Source organism: Acinetobacter sp. NCu2D-2 (genome assembly GCF_001647675.1).
Classification (GTDB): domain Bacteria; phylum Pseudomonadota; class Gammaproteobacteria; order Pseudomonadales; family Moraxellaceae; genus Acinetobacter.
Genome location: NZ_CP015594.1, coordinates 1524453 through 1543219, shown reverse-complemented (window position 1 = coordinate 1543219; position 18767 = coordinate 1524453). Strand labels below are relative to the sequence as shown.

General features: G+C 38.3%; 18 protein-coding genes and 1 tRNA gene. 8 read left to right on the top strand and 11 right to left on the bottom strand.

Going from position 1 to position 18767, the window contains the following annotated elements; all coding sequences use genetic code 11:
- Positions 1–18: 18 nt before the first annotated feature.
- Positions 19–1110 (bottom strand): redox-regulated ATPase YchF, encoded by a 1092-nt coding sequence (gene ychF, locus A3K93_RS07355; RefSeq protein ID WP_067730324.1) that lies wholly within the window; start codon positions 1108–1110, stop codon positions 19–21.
- A 278-nt stretch (positions 1111–1388) separates the two neighbouring features.
- Here ychF and A3K93_RS07350 point away from each other — a divergent pair, with 278 nt between their 5' ends.
- A complete protein-coding gene (locus A3K93_RS07350) occupies positions 1389–2153 on the top strand; it encodes a glutathione S-transferase family protein (RefSeq protein ID WP_067730322.1) in 765 nt (254 codons plus the stop codon).
- Positions 2154–2192: 39 nt separating this feature from the next.
- On the opposite strand, the gene A3K93_RS14695 is transcribed toward A3K93_RS07350, so the two are convergent.
- Complete coding sequence (locus tag A3K93_RS14695; RefSeq protein ID WP_081408523.1) at positions 2193–4571, bottom strand: beta strand repeat-containing protein; 2379 nt, start codon at positions 4569–4571, stop codon at positions 2193–2195.
- A gap of 441 nt (positions 4572–5012) precedes the next feature.
- On the opposite strand from A3K93_RS14695, the gene A3K93_RS07340 reads away from it, so the two are divergent.
- Complete coding sequence (locus A3K93_RS07340; RefSeq protein WP_067730320.1) at positions 5013–5483, top strand: Lrp/AsnC family transcriptional regulator; 471 nt, start codon at positions 5013–5015, stop codon at positions 5481–5483.
- A gap of 59 nt (positions 5484–5542) precedes the next feature.
- Here the strand turns inward: A3K93_RS07340 and A3K93_RS07335 are convergent, their stop codons facing one another.
- From A3K93_RS07335 to A3K93_RS14690, 3 genes are all read right to left on the bottom strand, one after another.
- Positions 5543–6292, bottom strand: a complete 750-nt coding sequence (locus tag A3K93_RS07335) for a YebC/PmpR family DNA-binding transcriptional regulator (protein WP_067730318.1) — start codon at positions 6290–6292, stop codon at positions 5543–5545.
- A gap of 225 nt (positions 6293–6517) precedes the next feature.
- Positions 6518–7072 (bottom strand): 1-acyl-sn-glycerol-3-phosphate acyltransferase, encoded by a 555-nt coding sequence (locus tag A3K93_RS07330; RefSeq protein WP_067730316.1) that lies wholly within the window; start codon positions 7070–7072, stop codon positions 6518–6520.
- Between the two features lie 626 nt (positions 7073–7698).
- Positions 7699–8831 (bottom strand): IS3 family transposase gene (locus A3K93_RS14690; protein ID WP_227509860.1). Its coding sequence is split into 2 segments (ribosomal slippage): positions 7699–8579 and positions 8579–8831, totalling 1134 coding nucleotides; the frame shifts between segments, so codons are not numbered across the junction.
- Between the two features lie 270 nt (positions 8832–9101).
- Here A3K93_RS14690 and A3K93_RS07315 point away from each other — a divergent pair.
- A tRNA-Ile gene (locus A3K93_RS07315) sits at positions 9102–9178 on the top strand.
- Positions 9179–9819: 641 nt separating this feature from the next.
- Positions 9820–10047, top strand: coding sequence for a hypothetical protein (locus A3K93_RS07310; protein ID WP_067730314.1), 228 nt, complete (start codon positions 9820–9822; stop codon positions 10045–10047).
- On the opposite strand, the gene bioB is transcribed toward A3K93_RS07310, so the two are convergent.
- Complete coding sequence (gene bioB, locus A3K93_RS07305) at positions 10034–11038, bottom strand: biotin synthase BioB (protein WP_067730312.1); 1005 nt, start codon at positions 11036–11038, stop codon at positions 10034–10036. The two genes, A3K93_RS07310 and bioB, sit on opposite strands and share 14 nt — an antisense overlap.
- A 264-nt stretch (positions 11039–11302) precedes the next feature.
- Complete coding sequence (gene queG / locus A3K93_RS07300) at positions 11303–12409, bottom strand: tRNA epoxyqueuosine(34) reductase QueG (RefSeq protein ID WP_067730310.1); 1107 nt, start codon at positions 12407–12409, stop codon at positions 11303–11305.
- Positions 12410–12432: 23 nt separating this feature from the next.
- On the opposite strand from queG, the gene A3K93_RS07295 reads away from it, so the two are divergent.
- Together A3K93_RS07295 and A3K93_RS07290 are read left to right on the top strand one after the other, a co-directional pair.
- Positions 12433–13896: a bifunctional ADP-dependent NAD(P)H-hydrate dehydratase/NAD(P)H-hydrate epimerase gene (locus A3K93_RS07295; protein ID WP_067730308.1), complete on the top strand. Its 1464-nt coding sequence runs from the start codon at positions 12433–12435 to the stop codon at positions 13894–13896.
- Positions 13897–13969: 73 nt separating this feature from the next.
- Entirely contained in the window at positions 13970–14320 is a 351-nt protein-coding gene (locus A3K93_RS07290) for a hypothetical protein (RefSeq protein WP_067730306.1), read from the top strand.
- Here the strand turns inward: A3K93_RS07290 and ruvC are convergent, their stop codons facing one another.
- The gene (gene ruvC / locus A3K93_RS07285; RefSeq protein WP_067730304.1) at positions 14321–14866 is read right to left on the bottom strand and encodes a crossover junction endodeoxyribonuclease RuvC; all 546 of its coding nucleotides are present in this window, start codon (positions 14864–14866) and stop codon (positions 14321–14323) included.
- 122 nt (positions 14867–14988) lie between these two features.
- On the opposite strand from ruvC, the gene A3K93_RS07280 reads away from it, so the two are divergent.
- A complete protein-coding gene (locus tag A3K93_RS07280; RefSeq protein ID WP_067730303.1) occupies positions 14989–15552 on the top strand; it encodes an FxsA family protein in 564 nt (187 codons plus the stop codon).
- Positions 15553–15660: 108 nt separating this feature from the next.
- Positions 15661–16296, top strand: coding sequence for a LysE family transporter (locus tag A3K93_RS07275; protein ID WP_067730302.1), 636 nt, complete (start codon positions 15661–15663; stop codon positions 16294–16296).
- Here A3K93_RS07275 and A3K93_RS07270 read toward each other — a convergent pair.
- From A3K93_RS07270 to ahpF, 3 genes are all read right to left on the bottom strand, one after another.
- A complete protein-coding gene (locus A3K93_RS07270) occupies positions 16285–16485 on the bottom strand; it encodes a hypothetical protein (RefSeq protein WP_067730300.1) in 201 nt (66 codons plus the stop codon). The two genes, A3K93_RS07275 and A3K93_RS07270, sit on opposite strands and share 12 nt — an antisense overlap.
- Positions 16486–16601: 116 nt before the next feature.
- Positions 16602–16844: a hypothetical protein gene (locus tag A3K93_RS07265; RefSeq protein ID WP_067730298.1), complete on the bottom strand. Its 243-nt coding sequence runs from the start codon at positions 16842–16844 to the stop codon at positions 16602–16604.
- Between the two features lie 214 nt (positions 16845–17058).
- Positions 17059–18624 (bottom strand): alkyl hydroperoxide reductase subunit F, encoded by a 1566-nt coding sequence (gene ahpF / locus A3K93_RS07260; RefSeq protein ID WP_067730295.1) that lies wholly within the window; start codon positions 18622–18624, stop codon positions 17059–17061.
- Positions 18625–18767 lie beyond the last annotated feature (143 nt).

The following is an 18767-nucleotide window of genomic DNA, read 5'->3' as shown; positions in this document are numbered from 1 at the left end:
GGGGCTTTTTTATTTCAATTAAACATTGAAACGGAAGTGTAGAACATCACCATCTTGTACGATGTAAGTTTTACCTTCTAAACGCCATTTGCCGGCTTCTTTAGCACCAGCTTCACCGTTGTATTGAACAAAGTCATCATAAGCTACGCATTCAGCACGGATGAAGCCTTTTTCAAAGTCAGTGTGAATTACGCCAGCAGCTTGTGGTGCTGTTGCGCCAACTTTAACAGTCCAAGCACGTACTTCTTGTACACCGGCAGTAAAGTAAGTTTGTAGGCCAAGTAATGAGTAGCCCGCACGAATCACCACGTTAAGACCTGGTTCTTCCATGCCTAATGCTTCTAAGAATTCAGCGCGATCTTCATCTTCAAGAAGTGAAATTTCTGCTTCAATTTGGTTGCAAAGTGGAACCACAATTGCATTTTCTTCTTCAGCCAATTTACGAACGGCATCAAGATGAGGGTTATTTTCAAAACCATCTTCTGCAACGTTTGCAATATACATAGTTGGTTTAAGCGTTAATAAACCAAAACCGCGTACCAGTTTACGTTCGTCATCATCAAGGTCTGCTGCACGTGCAGGTTTACCTTCATCCAATAATGGCAAGATTTTGTCTAGCACCGCTTTGGTTGCAATTGCTTCTTTATCGCCACCTTTGGCAGATTTCGCTAAGCGGACTACCGCTTTAGACACTGTTTCTAAATCAGAAAGCGCAAGTTCAGTATTAATTGTTGCGATGTCATCAAGCGGGTCAATTTTACCGTTAACGTGGATCACGTTTTCATCTTCGAAACAACGAACAACATGAGCAATCGCGTCAGTTTCACGGATGTTGGCAAGGAATTGGTTACCCAAACCTTCACCTTTAGATGCACCTGCAACCAAACCTGCAATATCAACAAATTCCATGGTGGTTGGAATAACGCGTTGCGGATTTACAATAGCAGTAAGTTTGTCTAAACGTGGATCTGGAACAGGCACGATACCTGTGTTCGGTTCAATCGTACAGAATGGGAAGTTTTCTGCAGCAATAGCTGCTTTAGTCAATGCATTGAAAAGTGTAGATTTACCAACGTTAGGCAGGCCTACAATACCGCAATTAAAACCCATGAAATAACTCACAAAGCGTTATATAAAAATTGCCAATGATTTTACATGAAAGCATAGATAAAGTCAGGTGATGCTTGTGGCTTTGTGACAAACTCAATCAAACAGGAATAATTAAGCAAAGGTCTTGAGCTGAATGCTGTTAAAGCGAAAGGCTTAAATCGATTTATTCTTAACAATTTCATAAAATTTCATTGTCTTTAAACAGTCGAATGACTAAAGTAAGCAAAAGAAAATAAACAGCTGTGAAAGCTTAAATTGTTGATGTAGCAGGAGTGTGCATGCGAATCTTATACCAGTTTCCTCTTTCTCATTTTTGTGAAAAAGCGCGTTGGATGCTGGATTACAAAGAACTGGATTACATTGCACAAAACTTAGTGCCAGGGGTGCATCGTGCCTTTGCGCGTTTAAAAACAGGGCAAAATCGTTTACCCATCTTAAAAGATCAGCAGGAATATATTGCGGACTCAACGCAAATTGCACTGTATTTAGATCAACATTATCCTGAACATCCTTTATTGCCAACAGAACCTAAACTCAGGCAAAAAGCCATTGAGATTAACGAAAAGACCTTAGAGTTGGGTCGTCATATTCGTCGTTGGATCTTATTGCATGCCTTAAATGATGATCAAGAATCGATGGAGATTCTGATTGGGGAAAAGGGTTATTTACGTCAGTTTGAACGTTTTTCTAAACCGATTTTAAAAGCGGTAATGACCAAAGGCTATGCGCTGACGGAAGACAGCGTTGCAGAGTCGAAAAAATTTATTGATGAAACCATTGATGAATTAAATGAGATATATGTCGCACAGCAGTCAGATTATTTCGTGGGACACTCTTTAAGTTTGGCTGATATTGCGGTGTGTTCGATGTTAGCACCTTTACTCGCGATTCCCTCAACACCGTGGGAAAAAGAGCACTTTGAAATGTTGTCACAGGATTTTCGTGATTATCAAAAAAAATTAATGGATATGCCCATTGGGCAATATGTAATTAGAACTTATAAAAGGGATCGTGCAGCACGTGTAGATTGGCGGGGGGTATAAATAAAAAAACGCGCATATAGCGCGTTTTTTTAGCTCTGATTAGAACCAGTTGTTTTGGTCTATATCGAGTGGTTTAAACAAGTTAGACAATGAGAATGAATCGAAACTTGGTAAAGTTTTCGGTACCCATGCATCGACTTTGTCTAAGCCTGGTAATAGGTTACCTAAATTGATGCTTGATGAAGATGAACCACCAATACCAGAAAGCAAATCGCTGATATTTGGTAATTCTAAACCGCTACCTTGACCGATATTGCCAAGTAAGTCGCCGATTGCCGATAAACCGTCAGAACCTGAAGAAATTGAGCCGAGCAAGCCGCCTAGATCAATGCCATTGTCGGCTTGACCTAAATTACCAATTAGGTTGCCAATTGCGCCTAAATCGAATCCACCGCCAATGTTGTTGCCAATTAAGCCACCAACAACATTTACGATTTGCGATAAATCAAGATTGTTATCACCTTGGATCAGGCCACCGACCAAATTAGCAATCGAACTAAGATCGATACCACCAAGTTGGTTGCCAATTAAACCATCAAGCACAGGCAGAATTTGCTCAACATTTAACTCACCGCCATTGATTAAACCACCAACAACGCCAACAATCGCACCAATGTCTACGCCACTTGCTTGGTTACCAATTAAATCGCTAATGACAGGCGCAAGGGCAGCCAAATCTAATCCACCACCATTGGTTAAGCCGCTAACCAAATTCGCGATTGCACCAACATCAATACCACCTAAATTGTTGCCGATTAAGCCGCTAAGTAATGGCAGGATGCTTTCAATATCAAGATTGCCACCGTTGATTAAGCCACCGACAAGACCCACGATTGAGTCAATATCAACACCGCCAAGATTGTCGCCAATTAGACCACTAACAAGAGGAAGAATCGCACCGATATCAAGACTGCCACCGTTCATTAAGCCTGTGACTAAACCAACAATTGCATTGATATCTACACCACCAAAGTTGCTACCAATCAGACCGCTCAGCAGTGGTAAGATGCTTTCAATATCCAGGCCACCACTGTTGATTAAGCCACCAACCAAGCCCACGATCGCATCGAGGTCGACACCACCTAAGTTATCGCCAATTAAACCACTGACAAGTGGAAGAATTGCATTGATATCTAAGCTACCACCGTTAATTAAGCCGCTGACCACACCTACGATTGAACCAATATCGATACCACCGGTATTGCCACCTAATAAGCCACCCAAGAGTTGAGTGACTTGTCCAAGATCGATATTCGAGTTGCCATTGATCAATTGAGTCACTAAGCCAACGATTGCGGTAATGTCAAAATCACCACCTGTTAAACCACTGGTGAGACCAGCAACATTTACATCAGCAGCTTTTGCACCTGAGAGGGGCGCTAATAAATTCGTCAATGATGAAAGATCAAGACCTGAACTACCGCCACCAATTAAGCCTGCAAGTACGCCTGCCAATGATGGAACATTGATATTGCCGAAGATGTCTGTGAATTGACCATCTTGATCAATCAAGGCAATCACAGGTGTAAGTGCTGAAATCACGCCATTAATATCATTTGAAAGGGTGAATAATGATGGGTTATTAATGAGTGCCAATACTTTTTGAACAGCATTGAGCACATCGTAAAGTGTTTGTACGGTTTGAGCCTGATCAGCATCTAAAGCATCACTTTCTGCTAAAAGCGCCAATAATGGATTAATACCTTTAAGTACACCATTGATGGTGTCAGGAATTTGACCATTACCTGCATTTGAAAGTGTAGTCACTAAAGTCGTGATGCTGCCTACAACAGTCGGTAATGCTTTTTGCAATTGTGCAAGATCGATATTTGAATCCGCAGGAACAATTGAAGCAAGTAATGGCATCAATGATTTGGTAACGGATGTTGCAATTGTGCTGAGGTCTAAGTTTGCAAGTCCACCATTGGCAGAAATTAATGGACCTACTGCGCCAAGTACTTTAGATAATGTTGTAACGATAGAAGAAGCATCAGTTGATGAAGTTGCATTACTTAATGTTTTAAGTAATGGTTGTAAAGTATTAATCGCAGAGGTCAGTTCAGGGCTTACAGTGCCACTTGTGCTGGTTTTATTAATTAAATTTTGAAGTGTGCTTACAATCTGAGGTAATGCTGAAACTAATTGACTTGTTTCAATAGAGGATGAAGATCCACTAATTGAACCTAAAATAGGTTGCAGGCTCGATAACACAGATTTTAATGCATCTGAATTAAGGCTTGGTGTTGATCCCGAGCTTAAACCTTGTAATAGAGAACTGATTTGCGGCAATGAACTTGTAAGTGAGCCGAGATCCACAGTCTGGGTTTTCGGGGTGAGTAGGTTACTAATAATATTCGAAGGTGAAAGAACCGAACTTATTTTAGTTGTGATTGAAGATAAAATGGATTTGATCGCCATTGGGTTGTAGTCCTTTATTGTTTTGATCTTTATGCTTTGATTGTTGTTTTCTGGCAAAGCGTTTGCAGCAGACAGTTTAGGTATTTTTATACAGCTGTAAACTAAGCCGAAATCGATCAAAATCTTATTTCTGTGTATTGGCTCACAATTTTAATATTTTGTTCATACTGAAAAGTGAGTGAAAACACTATTTTAAGTGGTTTTTGCAGTTTATCTAAATTTAGCGGATTCGGATGAATGGTATGAAAATCAAGCAGCTATGAAATATTTGGTTTTAGGCCTATATGGAGAAAATTTATCAAAAAATAGGCAAACACTCATAATTTATATTTAAAAAAGGTTTTAATAATTCAAATAAAGCTTTATAACAAATTAAATAGCGAAAATAATTTTCAAAACATAGATGCAACAGAAGTGTGAGTATCTACGCAGGGGATAAGAATGGAATTAGATCGTTTCGACAAGAATATTTTAGAAATCTTAACCCATGAAGATGTCAATCTAAATGAACTGTCTGAACGGGTAAATTTATCTGTCAGTTCAGTACACCGCCGTATTAAGCACTTAATTGATCATAATATTATTAGTGGTTTAAAACGTGAGATTAATTATCAAAAGCTGGGCTTTAGTTTACATGTGCTGTTACAGGTGTCGTTAAGCAAACACGACAGCGATACTTTTGCGAAATTTTTAGAAGAACTTGAAAGTATTCCTGAAGTAATTAATGCGTTTTTAGTGACAGGGCAGTCCGCTGATTTTATTGTAGAAGTGGTTGCACGGGATATGGAAAACTACAGTGAAATTCTCCTTAAACGTATTGGTAAAATTGAGCATGTGACGGCATTGCACTCAAGCTTTGTGATTAAGGAATATAACGTGTTTAACTGTACGGGTTTATTAAATAAGGTTTAAATAAAAACACGAGATCATAAAAAACGCACCTTAAGGTGCGTTTTTTAATTCAAACAAAATTAAGCATCAAGTTCAGCTAAAACTTCATCTGAGAATTCAACGTTGGTATAAACGTTTTGAACATCATCAAGATCTTCAAGCATATCAATCATTTTCATGATTTTTTTCGCTTGGTCGATGTCAGTGATTTCAGCTTTCGTTGATGGGCTCATCACAACTTCAGCATTGTCGGATTTTAAACCTGCTGCAGTTAGAGCATCTTGAACATCACCAAATGCTTCAGGTGTAGTAATGACTAAGATTTCATCTTCATCAACTTCGATGTCTTCTGCACCTGCTTCTAAAGCCACTTCCATGATTTGATCTTCTAAAGATACATCTTCAAAAGTGATCTCACCACGTTTAGTGAATAGGAAAGATACAGAACCGTTTGTACCAAGGTTACCATCAGTTTTTGTAAAGCAGTGACGAACATCAGGAACAGTACGGTTTAAGTTATCAGTCATTGTTTCAACAATAACAGCAACACCACCGACACCATAACCTTCGTAAGTTACTTCTTTTAAATCATCGTTGTCATCGCCACCCGCACCACGTTGAATAGCGCGATTGATCACATCACGTGTCATGTTTACAGACAATGCTTTTTCGACAACAGCACGTAAACGTGGGTTGCTACCTGCATCTGGACCGCCGAGTTTTGCAGCAGTAGTTAATTCACGGATGTATTTGGTAAAAAGTTTACCGCGGCTAGCATCTTGTTTTGCTTTACGATGCTTAATATTGGCCCACTTGGAATGACCCGCCATGCGAATGTTGCTCCTTGTAGATTGGCTTTATGCCTATCAGAATGACGAAATTCTACCATAAGCTTTTTTTTAAAAAAAAGTGCTTGGTTTTGAGAATATTGGGATGGAACAAAAAATATACGATTTTAAAGTGCCTGAATACATGACTGATGAATGGATATGCAGTCGAGATTGCACTTTAAAACGTAACGATTGTTTTCAAACCAGTTAAAACGAATTTTGGTTTTATTCTGGAATAACGATATCGAGTCCAACATTCTCTTTATAGAGTTTTTTAATCGTTGCTAAATCTGTAGCTAAATCTGAAGGGTAGATTTTCCCCAAAATTCCACCTTGTTTAGTTTTTGAGTTTGCATACATTAAAACGATTGGGACATTTGCTGCTTTTGCAATATGCCAAAATCCTGTGCGAATTGGACGACGAGCTTCACCGTTTTTAGCACGTGTCGCTTCAGGTGCAATCACCAAATTAAAGGTTTCATTTTGACTGAAGTGCTCAACCATTTGCGTCACAATGTCTTTATTGGCTTTACGGTCAACAGCAATACCACCAATTGATTCTAATAAAGGTTTAAAAGGACCTTTGAAGAGTTCTTTTTTAATTAGAGTGTGGATTTTAATGCCGTAAATTTGGAAAAGTGCTAAAGAAAGCACAGCATCCATCATTGAGGTATGTTCAAAACCAATGATGACTTGTTTCTGTTCTAGAACGTTAGGTTCAACATGGTATTTCCAACCTGCAAGTTTAAATGCAGATTCACCAATAAATTTATTCAGCATAATTCAAGCAAAAAAATTGAGAAGTGGCATAATTTCTTACGCTTGAGACTTTGAGTCAAGAATAATTGTTTTAAAAAAATATAAATACACACTCTTATTGGTGGATATGTGGAAACTTGAATAGATTTATTAATATTTTTTATGTATTTATTATTTACTCATAATTGATTAAATGTCTTATCAAATATAAAAATAGTCTTATTTTTATGCAAAATTTACTATCCTTATGCGGGTTAAGGCATTAGACTTTTGTCGAAGATGAAGAGTGGCGGTTTCATCTGACTAAGTTGACAGAATTCTTCAGGGATTTCAAAAAATGACCTATTTGACTGCTTTTTTATTTGCTCTAATCCTCTTAGTGATGATTTTTGTATGGTCTTTGATCGAAATTTATCTCGATGTCCGTAAAGCTGATGAATTTGACAGTGAATATTTGGATTCCTAATTACACTTTTGATGTGTGGGCTTAATGGTATTTGAGTCCACCTGAAATCAATTAAGATCTAAAACCAATTAATAAGAATGAGAATAAAAAGATTTCTTTAGTTGAAAAATCATTTTGTTTAGAGGTGGTCCCACTTGTTTGAACAACTAAAAGCGTATTTATAAGTGATATTCCGCTCTAGTTAAGCCACCTTGTTTTGTTGGGGTAGCTGATCATAGTAAAACTCATTTGGTGTCAATTTGTCTAGACTCGAATGAGGTCGTTTCAAATTATAAAACTCAAAATATGCACTCAATTGCTTTTTCGCATCTGTGACACTGCTATAAGCTTTGAGATACACCTCTTCATATTTAACGCTCCGCCATAATCGTTCAACCATCACATTATCAATCCATCGACCTTTACCATCCATACTGATTTGAATGCCATTTGATTTCAATACATCAATAAATGCATCACTGGTGAACTGACTGCCTTGGTCTGTATTAAATATTTCAGGTGATCCATATTTTTCAATTGCTTCATTTAAAGCCGAAATACAAAAATCCACCTCCATACTAATCGATACCCTATGCGCAAGTACCTTGCGGCTATGCCAATCAATCACAGCACATAAATAAACAAAGCCTTTTGCCATAGGGATATACGTTATATCCGTAGACCACACTTGATTACTGCGCAGAATAGCCAACCCTTTGAGCAGATATGGATATTTACGGTGAGCTTGATTAGCCTGGCTTAAATTTGGTTTGCAATATAACGCCTGAATACCCATTTTCTTCATTAAAGTACGTGTATGACGTCGTCCTATATGATGCCCTTGACGATTCAACAAATCACGCATCATACGACTGCCTGCAAAAGGATATTGCATATGTAATTCATCAATACATCGCATCAGTTTCAGATCTGATGAGCTAACAGGTTTTGGGCGATAATAATAACAACCACGAGAGACTTTCAGTAACTTAGCCTGTTTAGATACTGAAATCTGAAGTGAGTGATCGATTAACTTTTGTGGTTGAAGCGGCCCAGTTTCTTCAACACACCTTCTAAAAAATCAATTTCTAATGCCTGCTCACCGATTTTTGCATGTAACTTTTTAAGATCAATGGGGGGTTCTGATGGAGCTTTTGATTGATCGAAAGCTTGCGAGGAAGCTGAGATCAATTGATTTTTCCAGTCAATAATTTGGTTTTGATGAACATCAAACTCAGAACTCAATTCAGCAAGTGTTTTTTCTGCTTTGATCGCAGCAAGTGCTACCTTAGCTTTAAAGTCGTTTGAATGATTTCTTCTTGGTCTACGTGCCATAAAATACTCCATATATTGATGTTTATAACATCATTTGAGGAGCAGAATATCACTTATAGGAGTTGTTCAAATTTCCGGATCCATCTCTTTTTCCTAAGTTTAAATTTTCTGCTTCCTAAGTTCGACCAAAGACTGACTTGAATTTGTATTTTGCAAAATGGATTGTTGTCTAAGTGTGCAACTGTAAAGAAAAGTGCTTGTCTTTTGAAAAAATCTTAGCTAGTATTCAGTGCGTTTGAACTTGTTGATAAATAACAAATTCAGCCTATAGGGCCTATAGCTCAGTTGGTTAGAGCAGCGGACTCATAATCCGTTGGTCCACAGTTCAAGTCTGTGTGGGCCCACCAAATTCAAAAAACCTCCAAATTATTTGTTTGGAGGTTTTTTTTATGCCATTTATATTCTTCTATATTTACCTTGTATTGGTGCAATCATCACTCAAAAATAATTTTGATCATTCAAACGAAAATAACTCAACTTGGTATTTGGAAAAATTTGTATAAGTTAATTGATTGATCTCATTTTATTAAACGAAAATAAATTGAAATAACTCAATTTAATTCTAAAAAATTTGAGTAAAAATGTGAAATTAATCTCTTTTTAAGTGTGTAACAATGGTGCAGTTGTTGGTTATAGTGCGTAGAAGAACTGAAAATAATGATGAAATGCATTTTACAAAACTAAAAAATATGTTAATTAATAATAGGTGATTTTTTAAACGAAATCAGATGTTTCAGGAAGAAATATTGAGAAGCAAGAACCATAATGATTAAACGGGAGTTTTAAACATGCTTCAATTATTAAAGAAAATTTTTTGCTTGCACATTTATGAATACGAGCAAATGGAAGAAATTGGTGCACACAAGGAATGTCGTAAGTGTGGTATCAACAAAGAATAAGCTTGAACAATAAAAAAGTGAGCATAGGCTCACTTTTTTATATTTGAATGTTTTAAAATTACAACTTCTTCAATTAATTGCTATGCTTTATGAGCAAAGATTTCCTTCAAGATACCTACGTGGTCGACTCAAATTTAGCAGATACCTTACATTGGCTATGCTTACATCAAGATTGCTATGATTCTTTTGAATTTGATGTGTTAACGAAATCCTTGAAAGTTCATCATGCCAACGGTACAGATGAAATTCTTGAAGGGGATTATCTCAATGCAAAATATGGCATTCTCATTACTGCACATAATTTTAGTCAGCGCTGATAAGTTCAGCCATTGCATCAATTGCGAGATCTGAGTGATCAGTTTTGGCTTTTTCAGCACGTAGTCCTAATTTTCCAAAAAGCTGTTGATCCTTACCTTGTCCTGCATTTGGTGTGGTAAGAAGTTTTTCTCCAGAGAAGATTGAGTTTGCCCCGGCCATAAATGCCAAGGCTTGATCTGAATCGCTCAAACTTTCTCGACCTGCAGAAAGACGAATATAACTCTTTGGCATGGTAATACGTGCAATAGCGATCGTTCTGATCCATTCGATGACATCTAGTTTTTCTGTATGTTCTAATGGAGTCCCTTGAATCGGAACAAGAAGATTGATTGGCACAGATTTAGGTTGGATCGGTAAGGTAGCCAGTTCATGAATTAATCCAATACGATCATGCTCAGATTCACCTAATCCCACAATTCCGCCACTACAAATATTTAAGCCCGCATCTCGAACATGTTGTAACGTATTTAAACGGTCATCAAAAACACGAGTACTGATAATATTTGGGTAATATTCGCGTGAAGTGTCTAAATTGTGGTTGTAATAATCCAATCCTGCATCTTTTAATCGAGTGGCTTGATCAGCATTAAGCATGCCTAAGGTCATACAGGTTTCAAGCCCCAATGCTTTAACTTCACGTACCATTTCTAATACATAGGGCATATCTCGTTCGTGAGGATTACGCCAAGCAGCGCCCATACAAAAACGAGTAGAACCTAAATCACGTGCAGCTTTGGCTTCTTGAATCACTTTTTCGACAGCAATGCGTTTTTCAGCCTCTAAGTTCGAATCGTAATGTGCAGACTGGGAGCAATATTTACAATCTTCGGGACACTTTCCTGTTTTAATTGACAATAAGGTGCTCACTTGGATTTCATTTGGTTTGAAAAATTGGCGATGAATTTGCTGTGCTTGAAAAACTAAGTCCAAAAATGGTTGTTGATAAAGCGTTTGTATTTCTTGGCGAGTCCAATCATTTCGATGCAGCATTATTGATCCTAAGTTGCATTATTTTTATTCATCTTACTGAAATTTAGACAACTTCCAAGCCAATTTTGAACTCTAAAATAGCAAGGAATTTCTGTAAAAATTTATTTTCTAAGAAATTTATAAAATGAAACTTATTAGCAGAGTTTTGTGTTTTATCGGCAAGATGCTAACAAAGTTTAAAAATTAAGAAATAATCTAGTTGTGCTGAATATGCAGCTAAAAATAATAAATAGGGATAATTTAGCTGATAACTTTAAGAGAAGCTTAAATTAAAGCTTGATCACGTTTTGCGAGTTGCTCTTGTATTGCCCAATCAATATGAACCTGCACGATCTCATCAAAATTTTCTCGAGTTGATTTGAGTGTTTGCACAATATTTGAGCTATATGGTGCATTGCCTAGTCCAATTGCGATATTGCGCATAAAACTTTGATAGCCTGTTCGACGAATTGGACTGCCTTCTGTTGAGACTAAAAAGGTTGGTTCATCCCATTGCCAGAGATCTAAAAGTGTCACTTGATCAAGTCCATGTCGTGGATAGAAATCTTCAACATTGGTTTTCTTGGCAAAACTGTTCCATGGGCAAATCAATTGACAGTCATCACAACCAAATATTCGATTGCCAATACCACGTCTTAATTCTTCAGGAATAACGCCTTTATATTCAATTGTAAGATAAGCAATACAGCGCCGTGCATCTAACATATACGGTTCAACAATTGCTTGAGTCGGGCAGATATCAATACAGGCATTACATGAACCACAATGTTTAGTCGTCGGCTCATCAAATTCAAGTTTAAGCGAGGTGAATAGCTCACCTAAAACAAAGAAAGAACCCGATTTTTTATGAATGAGCAGGGTGTGTTTGCCAGTCCATCCCATACCAGCATTCTCGGCTAATGATTTTTCAAAAATCGGTGCTGAGTCAGCAAATGGACGTGATTCAAAGTCGCCCACACGTTGTCTGATTTTGGCTGCTAACTGTTTAAGACGACCGCGCATCGTTTTATGGTAATCACGGCCACGTGCATAGCGTGCAATGATTGCAGAATTTGGTGCATAAGGCACAGTACGTGGTTTTGGAGTCTCGACCAAATAATCCATACGTACACAAATAATAGATTGCGTATTTGGAACCAATAAAGTTGGATCTGCGCGTTTTTCTAAGTTTTCTTTCAGATAATCCATATCTGCATGATAACCACGATCAAGGTATTCTTGTAAGCGCGGTAATTCTGCTTGAGCATCTGGTTTGGCAATGACACAATCAGAGAAACCCAATTCCAATGCTTGAGCTTTAATCCAAGCAGTTAATTCACTTGAATCATATTGATACGCTTGAATTTGTGATGAAGAATTGGATGTTGTCATAAACCAAAGACAGGGATTAGAAAATGCAGCAACGAGTTTACCATAGCAAGGATATTCAGGCATGGGAGCAACGTTGGTTTGCGCAGCAAAATTCGTCCTATGGTTTAATGCAGCAAGTCGCTTGGCTAATTAGCAATCGCCTAATTAAACAGTTTGAAACTTCGAATTTTCATCGAATCGCGGTGTGTTGCGGTGCAGGAAACAATGCAGGTGACGGGTATCTGATTGCCAAATATTTAAAGCAGCATGGTTTTGAGGTGGAGATTTATGCCTCTAGTTTAGGTCAGTCTTCTGATCTGAATCTAGCTTATAAAGAAGCTCAACAGTCAAAGATTAAAATATACCCCCACTTTAATTTTCAAAAAAATTACGATGTATATATTGATGCGCTATTTGGTATCGGGCTCAATCGTCCCTTAAGTCAAGATTGGCAACAGATTATTCAATCTATTAATGAGGCAAGGGGATTTAAGGTTTCAGTCGATCTTCCGAGTGGCTTAAATGCTAATACAGGTCGACCCATGCCGATTTGTATTCAGGCGGATCAGACGTATACAGTCTTGGGCTTCAAAGCAGGTTTATTTACAGGATTAGGCAAACAATACGCAGGACATATAGACGTTATTGATGCGATTCCTGCAGATGCTATGCTTCAACCACTTGCATATTTGAGTCCGCATAATATTCATTTGCCAATGCGTAAAGCATTTGGACATAAAGGTACGTATGGTCACGTTTTAGTGATTGGTGGACATGGCAATATGGGCGGAGCGGTGATTATGGCTGCGGAAGCTGCGTTTGCTTCAGGTGCTGGAAAGGTCACTGTGATATGTGATGCAAAACATCATATAGCTATCTTATCGCGTGCCCCTAATATCATGCTTGCAGACATCAACACTATGTCTGAAGAAGATCGTGTAAATCTGTTAAAACAAGTCGATGCGGTTTGTTTTGGTATGGGGTTAGGTCGCGATCAATGGGCACAGATGCAATATGAAACATGGTTTAAATTAATACAGCAATCCAATCTAGAAGTGGTCCTTGATGCTGATGCTCTATGGTTCTTAGCTCAGTTTCCCCAAAAGTTAAATTCTCAAACCTATTGCACGCCACACCCAGGCGAAGCTGCAACATTGTTAGGGCTAAAAACTTCAGAGATTGAATCAGATCGTATTGCGGCTATTTATGCCTTACAAGATAAATACGTAGGGCAATGGGTGTTAAAAGGATCGGGGAGTTTAACCCTCGAAGATGAACTATATATTTGCACCGCAGGAAATGCGGGCATGGGTACTGGTGGCATGGGTGATGTACTTGCAGGCATGATTGCAAGTTTAAAAGCACAATTTCACCAAGAGATTGCTTTACATCAAGTGGTGACTTTGCATGCACTTGCAGGTGATGACTTGGCTAAACATGGTGAGCGTGGTTTACAGGCACAGGATATGAAGCATGCGATTTATAAAGTAGTGAATAGCAGTAACTAAATCGACTACAATAGTTTTAATAATATTTAAAAATTAAATGCTTTGCTAAACATTATATTTATGTGGGGGAAATATGGTTCAACAAATTATAGCTATAATTTTTATTTTACTGATTTTTTTGTTTCTTATTAATTTAGGAAAGATAACAAAACCTAAAGCTAAGAAAGCTGCAATTCAAGTCGCTCCTTATAATTTTATACAAATTTTAAAAGAAACCTTTCCTCAATATCATATTCTTAAGCGAAATGATGCGTATATGATTTGTGAGATTAATCACCGTAATGAACCAGAGGAAATAGTGATTATTCGGATTAATCAAAGAAATTCTAAAGAGATTAGACCAGTTGGACGAATACTAGCTGTTTCTTATAGTCACTATCCGTCAATAAAAGAAATGCAAAGTGACTTTAAAACTCATTTGTAGTTATCTTCGTCTACTGCTCACGCGACTACGGCCTCGTGCCATACCACCAAGGGCGTTCAATACTGCCATTTTACTCATACTGCCTGAGGCATGGGCATGACAAATTGCAGCTGCAAGGGCATCGGCAGCATCCTGTTGCGGTTTAATGCTCAAATTTAAAATACGCATCACCATCATCTGTACTTGGTCTTTTTCTGCTGCACCGTAGCCAACCACAGATTGTTTAATTTGACGTGCGGTATATTCAGCCACTTGTAAATCGAGATTTACTAAAGCTGCAATTGCAGCGCCACGCGCTTGACCAAGCTTTAATGCAGAATCGGGGTTTTGTGCCATAAATACTTGTTCTACAGCTGCTTCAGTTGGCCCATAGAATTTTACAATACGTTCTACACCGGCAAAAATTCGTTTTAATCGTTCAGGCATTTCCGCCGTTTCAGTTCTAATAGTACCGGCATCGACAAAAGTCAGTTTTGAACCTTCTTTTTGAATGATTCCATAACCTGTTAGACGTGAACCTGGATCAATCCCGATAATTAATGACATGCCTGCACTTTAAAAATAAAATAATGCCCATATTGTTACATAAGCGTATCAAAAAAGCTTGATCGTGATTAAGCACTTGATGACAGCATTCTATTTATTAAACTGAGTTTAGATTCATTTTTATGAAATTATTTCTTATTATTCTTGCCAGCTTAGTCCTCGAAGTGTTTGTGTGGATTGGCGTGGGTGACCTCGTCGGAAGCATGTGGTACGTCTTTTTCTGGTTTGTGGCAGCCTTTGTGATTGGTTTGAATCTGATTCGCAAGTATTCCGCTGGTGTTATGCCTCAAATGCAACAGATGCAAATGGGTCAAATGAGTGGCGATCCTGCTTTGGCTTCTAATCTTCCAAAAATTTTGGCAGGTTTCTTCTTGATGATCCCAGGTTTGATCAGTGATGTCATTGCAGTGCTGATTTTGATTCCACCTGTGCAACAAGCGTTTAAGAACATCATGATGAAAACAATGATGAAACGTCAGCAAGCCATGATGGAACGAATGATGGGTGGCATGATGGGAGATATGGGCGGTGCTCAAGGTCAAAACCCATTTGCAGATATGATGCGTCAAATGCAAGAGATGCAAAACCAACAAGGTGGACGAGACTCCACTATCATTGATGGTGAAGCTCGCGAAGTAACACCAGATGCTAAAAAAATTGAAATGAAAGACATTAATCCAAAATAAAATCTTTTTGCTCAAAAGAAACCGAATCAAATGATTCGGTTTTTTAATGGAAATTTCTGACAGATCGGTGTAAAAGATAGCTTAATTTTTGTCGCCGTTTTGCTTGAAATGTCTTTGTTATTGACCATCTGTATTTTACATTTTGTGGCTCAGTTAAGTCCGGGACCTGATATTTTATTGATTGCTAAAAGTGCTGCATCGACCACACGCCTGAATGCATTAAAAGTGATTGCTGGTATCAGCTTAGGGATTGTCGTATGGGTAGTGCTGACCTTAGTTGGTTTTACCGTCCTCATCGATCAGTTTCCATGGATTCAGCAAGTCCTGATGATTGTCGGGGCAGTTTTTCTTGCCAAAATGGGGTGGGCAATGCTGAATGGTGGTATAAAAAGTTTTAAATCCCGTCATCAAGCACAGACAGAATCAAGTGAAGAACAAGCCCCACAGAATTATTTTTTAATTGGCTTATTTACTAATCTCGCAAATCCGAAAACCTTAATTTATTTCAGCAGTGTATTTTCGTTGGCTTTAAGTTCTTCAGCTTCGGATTATTTAAAAGCACAATTGGCGGTCATTATACCAGTACAGACATTTTTAACATTTACTGTATTAATGCTGCTGATTTCACAACCTAAAATTAAAGACCTGTATCAACGATCAGGCAGTTATATCGATATGATTTCAGGTGTGCTGTTTTTAATGTTCGCAGTTTGGTTGTGTTATGACGCAGCTTTACTGATCTGAAGTAGATTCATTTAGAGGCTTTAAAACGCTGGCATCTGAATTTATATTTCCCGTTGGCTCGCTTTGCTGATTTGAAGATTGGCGATATTGGTTCGGTTTGAGGGTGGTTTCAGTATTTTCAGAACCATGATAACGACGGCTACGGTTTGCACGCTCGCGTAATCCGCCTTTTTTAATTAGTAGAACCATATCTTTCTCCTTGCTGGATTGATTATTTTAACCAATATCAGCAAGCATAGGGCTTAAATATCGGTATTCAGCTGCTAAAAGACTTGCGCGCGTGCATGAGTTTTATCCAAATGTCGCTACTTTGGATTTTTATGATCGAGCACATCCAATAAAGTATGTTGCTCAGGCACTTCATTGTTATGTGATTGGACATAGGCTTGGATCCCTTTAATTGCCACAACTGCAATGAGGCAGGCAATAATGCAGAAAATCCAAAAACCATATGGGCTTCGAATATTGTGTGAACCGCAATTCGTGCATTCTTTATCCATGGAAGAAACAACTTTATTGCAGCAAGCACAATGATATTGATAGTGCATTGTTATATCCCTCCTTATTCATTTTTTTATATCCTTATTATATTTATAATATTCAACCATTTTGGGCTTGAAGTTTGTATGACTTGTGAATGGATTTGTATCTTAAGCAACGCATTCATTCAGTAAAAAAATCATCTATAAATGCGAGAGTAATGCAATGACAGCAATAAAAAAGCCAGTCATTTGACTGGCTTTTTTAGACTCTAAACTTAAATTATTGCCCAGAACGGATGATGTAATCAAAAGCAGACAGTGATGCTTTCGCGCCTTCACCTGTGGCAATGATGATTTGTTTGTACGGTACTGTTGTACAGTCACCCGCAGCAAATACACCTTTCACATTGGTTTCGTTGCGCTCGTTAATCACAATCTCACCACGATTCGTCAACTCAACTTTGGTTTCTTTTAAGAAATCAGTGTTTGGTAACAAACCAATTTGTACGAAGATCCCTGCAAGTTCAACAGTGTGTTCTTCATCAGTGGCACGGTCTTTGTATTTCAAAGCCGTCACTTGTGAACCATCACCAACCACTTCAGTCGACAAGGCATTTTTGATCACAGTCGTATTCGGCAAGCTGTTGAGTTTGTCTTGCAATACTTGGTCAGCACGAAGTTTGGTATCAAACTCAACCAATGTTACATGCTCAACAATACCTGCAAGGTCAATCGCCGCTTCTACACCTGAGTTACCACCACCGATCACAGCAACACGTTTGCCTTTGAACAATGGACCATCACAGTGTGGGCAGTACGCAACACCACGGGTTTTGTATTCTTGCTCACCCGGTACATTCATTTCTCTCCAACGTGCACCTGTAGACAGGATCACAGTTTTCGATTCAAGTTTTGCACCATTTTCAAGCGTCACTTCAACTAAACCATTGGCAGTTTCGTCCGCACCTTTGATGTCAGATACACGTTGTAGGTTCATGATGTCGACACCATATTCACGAACGTGTGCTTCCATTTCAGCAGCAAACTTAGGACCTTGAGTTTTTTGCACTGACGTGTAGTTTTCAATGTCCATGGTATCCATGACCTGACCACCCATGCGTTCAGCCACGATCCCAGTTTTAATGCCTTTACGTGCTGCATAGATTGCAGAAGTGTTCCCTGCAGGGCCACCCCCAATCACAAGCACATCAAATGCATCTTTAGCATTTAATTTTTCAGCATCTTTGGCAGCAGAGTTGGTATCTAACTTGGCAATGATTTCTTCCAATGTCATACGACCTTGACCGATATGTTCATTGTCTTGGAAGACCATCGGTACAGCCATGATTTTGCGTTCTTCAACTTCGTCTTGGAAGAATGCACCATCAATCATGGTTGTTGTTGTGCCTGGGTTATAGATCGCGATCAAGTTCAAGGCTTGAACCACGTCAGGACAGTTATGACAGCTTAACGATACAAACACGTCAAAGTTAGATCGAACGCCTAAACCTTTAATTGAAGCCAAAACTTCATCAGACACTTTTGGTGCATAACCTGAAGTTTGAAGTAATGCGAGAATCAATGAAGTGAACTCATGACCCATTGGAAGACCTGCGAAGTAAACACGTGGTTCTTCACCTGCTTTTGCCACACCAAAGCTTGGTGCACGTTTGTTTTGACCATCAAAACGTGCAGTCACAAGTGAAGATAATGCCGCAATTTCTTCAACCAGTTCTTTGATTTTGGCAGATTTGTCTGAGTCATTTAAAGTCGCAACCAATTCGATTGGACTTTCTAAGCGTTCTAAAAGTGCTTTTAATTGAGCTGTAGTATTTGTGTCTAACATTGCTAACGTCTCCAAAGGAGTAAATGTTCATTCGATGAGAGAATAGTAATAGAATCCAATAAATAGGTAAAACGGTTAGTATTTATAAATACAATCGAAAAAATAGATATTAGATGCGTTTTCTCTGCTTTTTCATAGCTATA

Excerpts from the sequence above, each read along its gene's own strand:
- ychF (WP_067730324.1), bottom strand. The coding sequence starts at position 1,110 with ATGGGTTTTAATTGCGGTATTGTAGGCCTGCCTAACGTTGGTAAATCT.
- A3K93_RS07350 (WP_067730322.1), top strand. The coding sequence starts at position 1,389 with ATGCGAATCTTATACCAGTTTCCTCTTTCTCATTTTTGTGAAAAAGCG.
- A3K93_RS14695 (WP_081408523.1), bottom strand. The coding sequence starts at position 4,571 with ATGGCGATCAAATCCATTTTATCTTCAATCACAACTAAAATAAGTTCG.
- A3K93_RS07340 (WP_067730320.1), top strand. The coding sequence starts at position 5,013 with ATGGAATTAGATCGTTTCGACAAGAATATTTTAGAAATCTTAACCCAT.
- A3K93_RS07335 (WP_067730318.1), bottom strand. The coding sequence starts at position 6,292 with ATGGCGGGTCATTCCAAGTGGGCCAATATTAAGCATCGTAAAGCAAAA.
- A3K93_RS07330 (WP_067730316.1), bottom strand. The coding sequence starts at position 7,072 with ATGCTGAATAAATTTATTGGTGAATCTGCATTTAAACTTGCAGGTTGG.
- A3K93_RS07310 (WP_067730314.1), top strand. The coding sequence starts at position 9,820 with ATGAGCAAAGATTTCCTTCAAGATACCTACGTGGTCGACTCAAATTTA.
- bioB (WP_067730312.1), bottom strand. The coding sequence starts at position 11,038 with ATGCTGCATCGAAATGATTGGACTCGCCAAGAAATACAAACGCTTTAT.
- queG (WP_067730310.1), bottom strand. The coding sequence starts at position 12,409 with ATGACAACATCCAATTCTTCATCACAAATTCAAGCGTATCAATATGAT.
- A3K93_RS07295 (WP_067730308.1), top strand. The coding sequence starts at position 12,433 with ATGCAGCAACGAGTTTACCATAGCAAGGATATTCAGGCATGGGAGCAA.
- A3K93_RS07290 (WP_067730306.1), top strand. The coding sequence starts at position 13,970 with ATGGTTCAACAAATTATAGCTATAATTTTTATTTTACTGATTTTTTTG.
- ruvC (WP_067730304.1), bottom strand. The coding sequence starts at position 14,866 with ATGTCATTAATTATCGGGATTGATCCAGGTTCACGTCTAACAGGTTAT.
- A3K93_RS07280 (WP_067730303.1), top strand. The coding sequence starts at position 14,989 with ATGAAATTATTTCTTATTATTCTTGCCAGCTTAGTCCTCGAAGTGTTT.
- A3K93_RS07275 (WP_067730302.1), top strand. The coding sequence starts at position 15,661 with ATGTCTTTGTTATTGACCATCTGTATTTTACATTTTGTGGCTCAGTTA.
- A3K93_RS07270 (WP_067730300.1), bottom strand. The coding sequence starts at position 16,485 with ATGGTTCTACTAATTAAAAAAGGCGGATTACGCGAGCGTGCAAACCGT.
- A3K93_RS07265 (WP_067730298.1), bottom strand. The coding sequence starts at position 16,844 with ATGCACTATCAATATCATTGTGCTTGCTGCAATAAAGTTGTTTCTTCC.
- ahpF (WP_067730295.1), bottom strand. The coding sequence starts at position 18,624 with ATGTTAGACACAAATACTACAGCTCAATTAAAAGCACTTTTAGAACGC.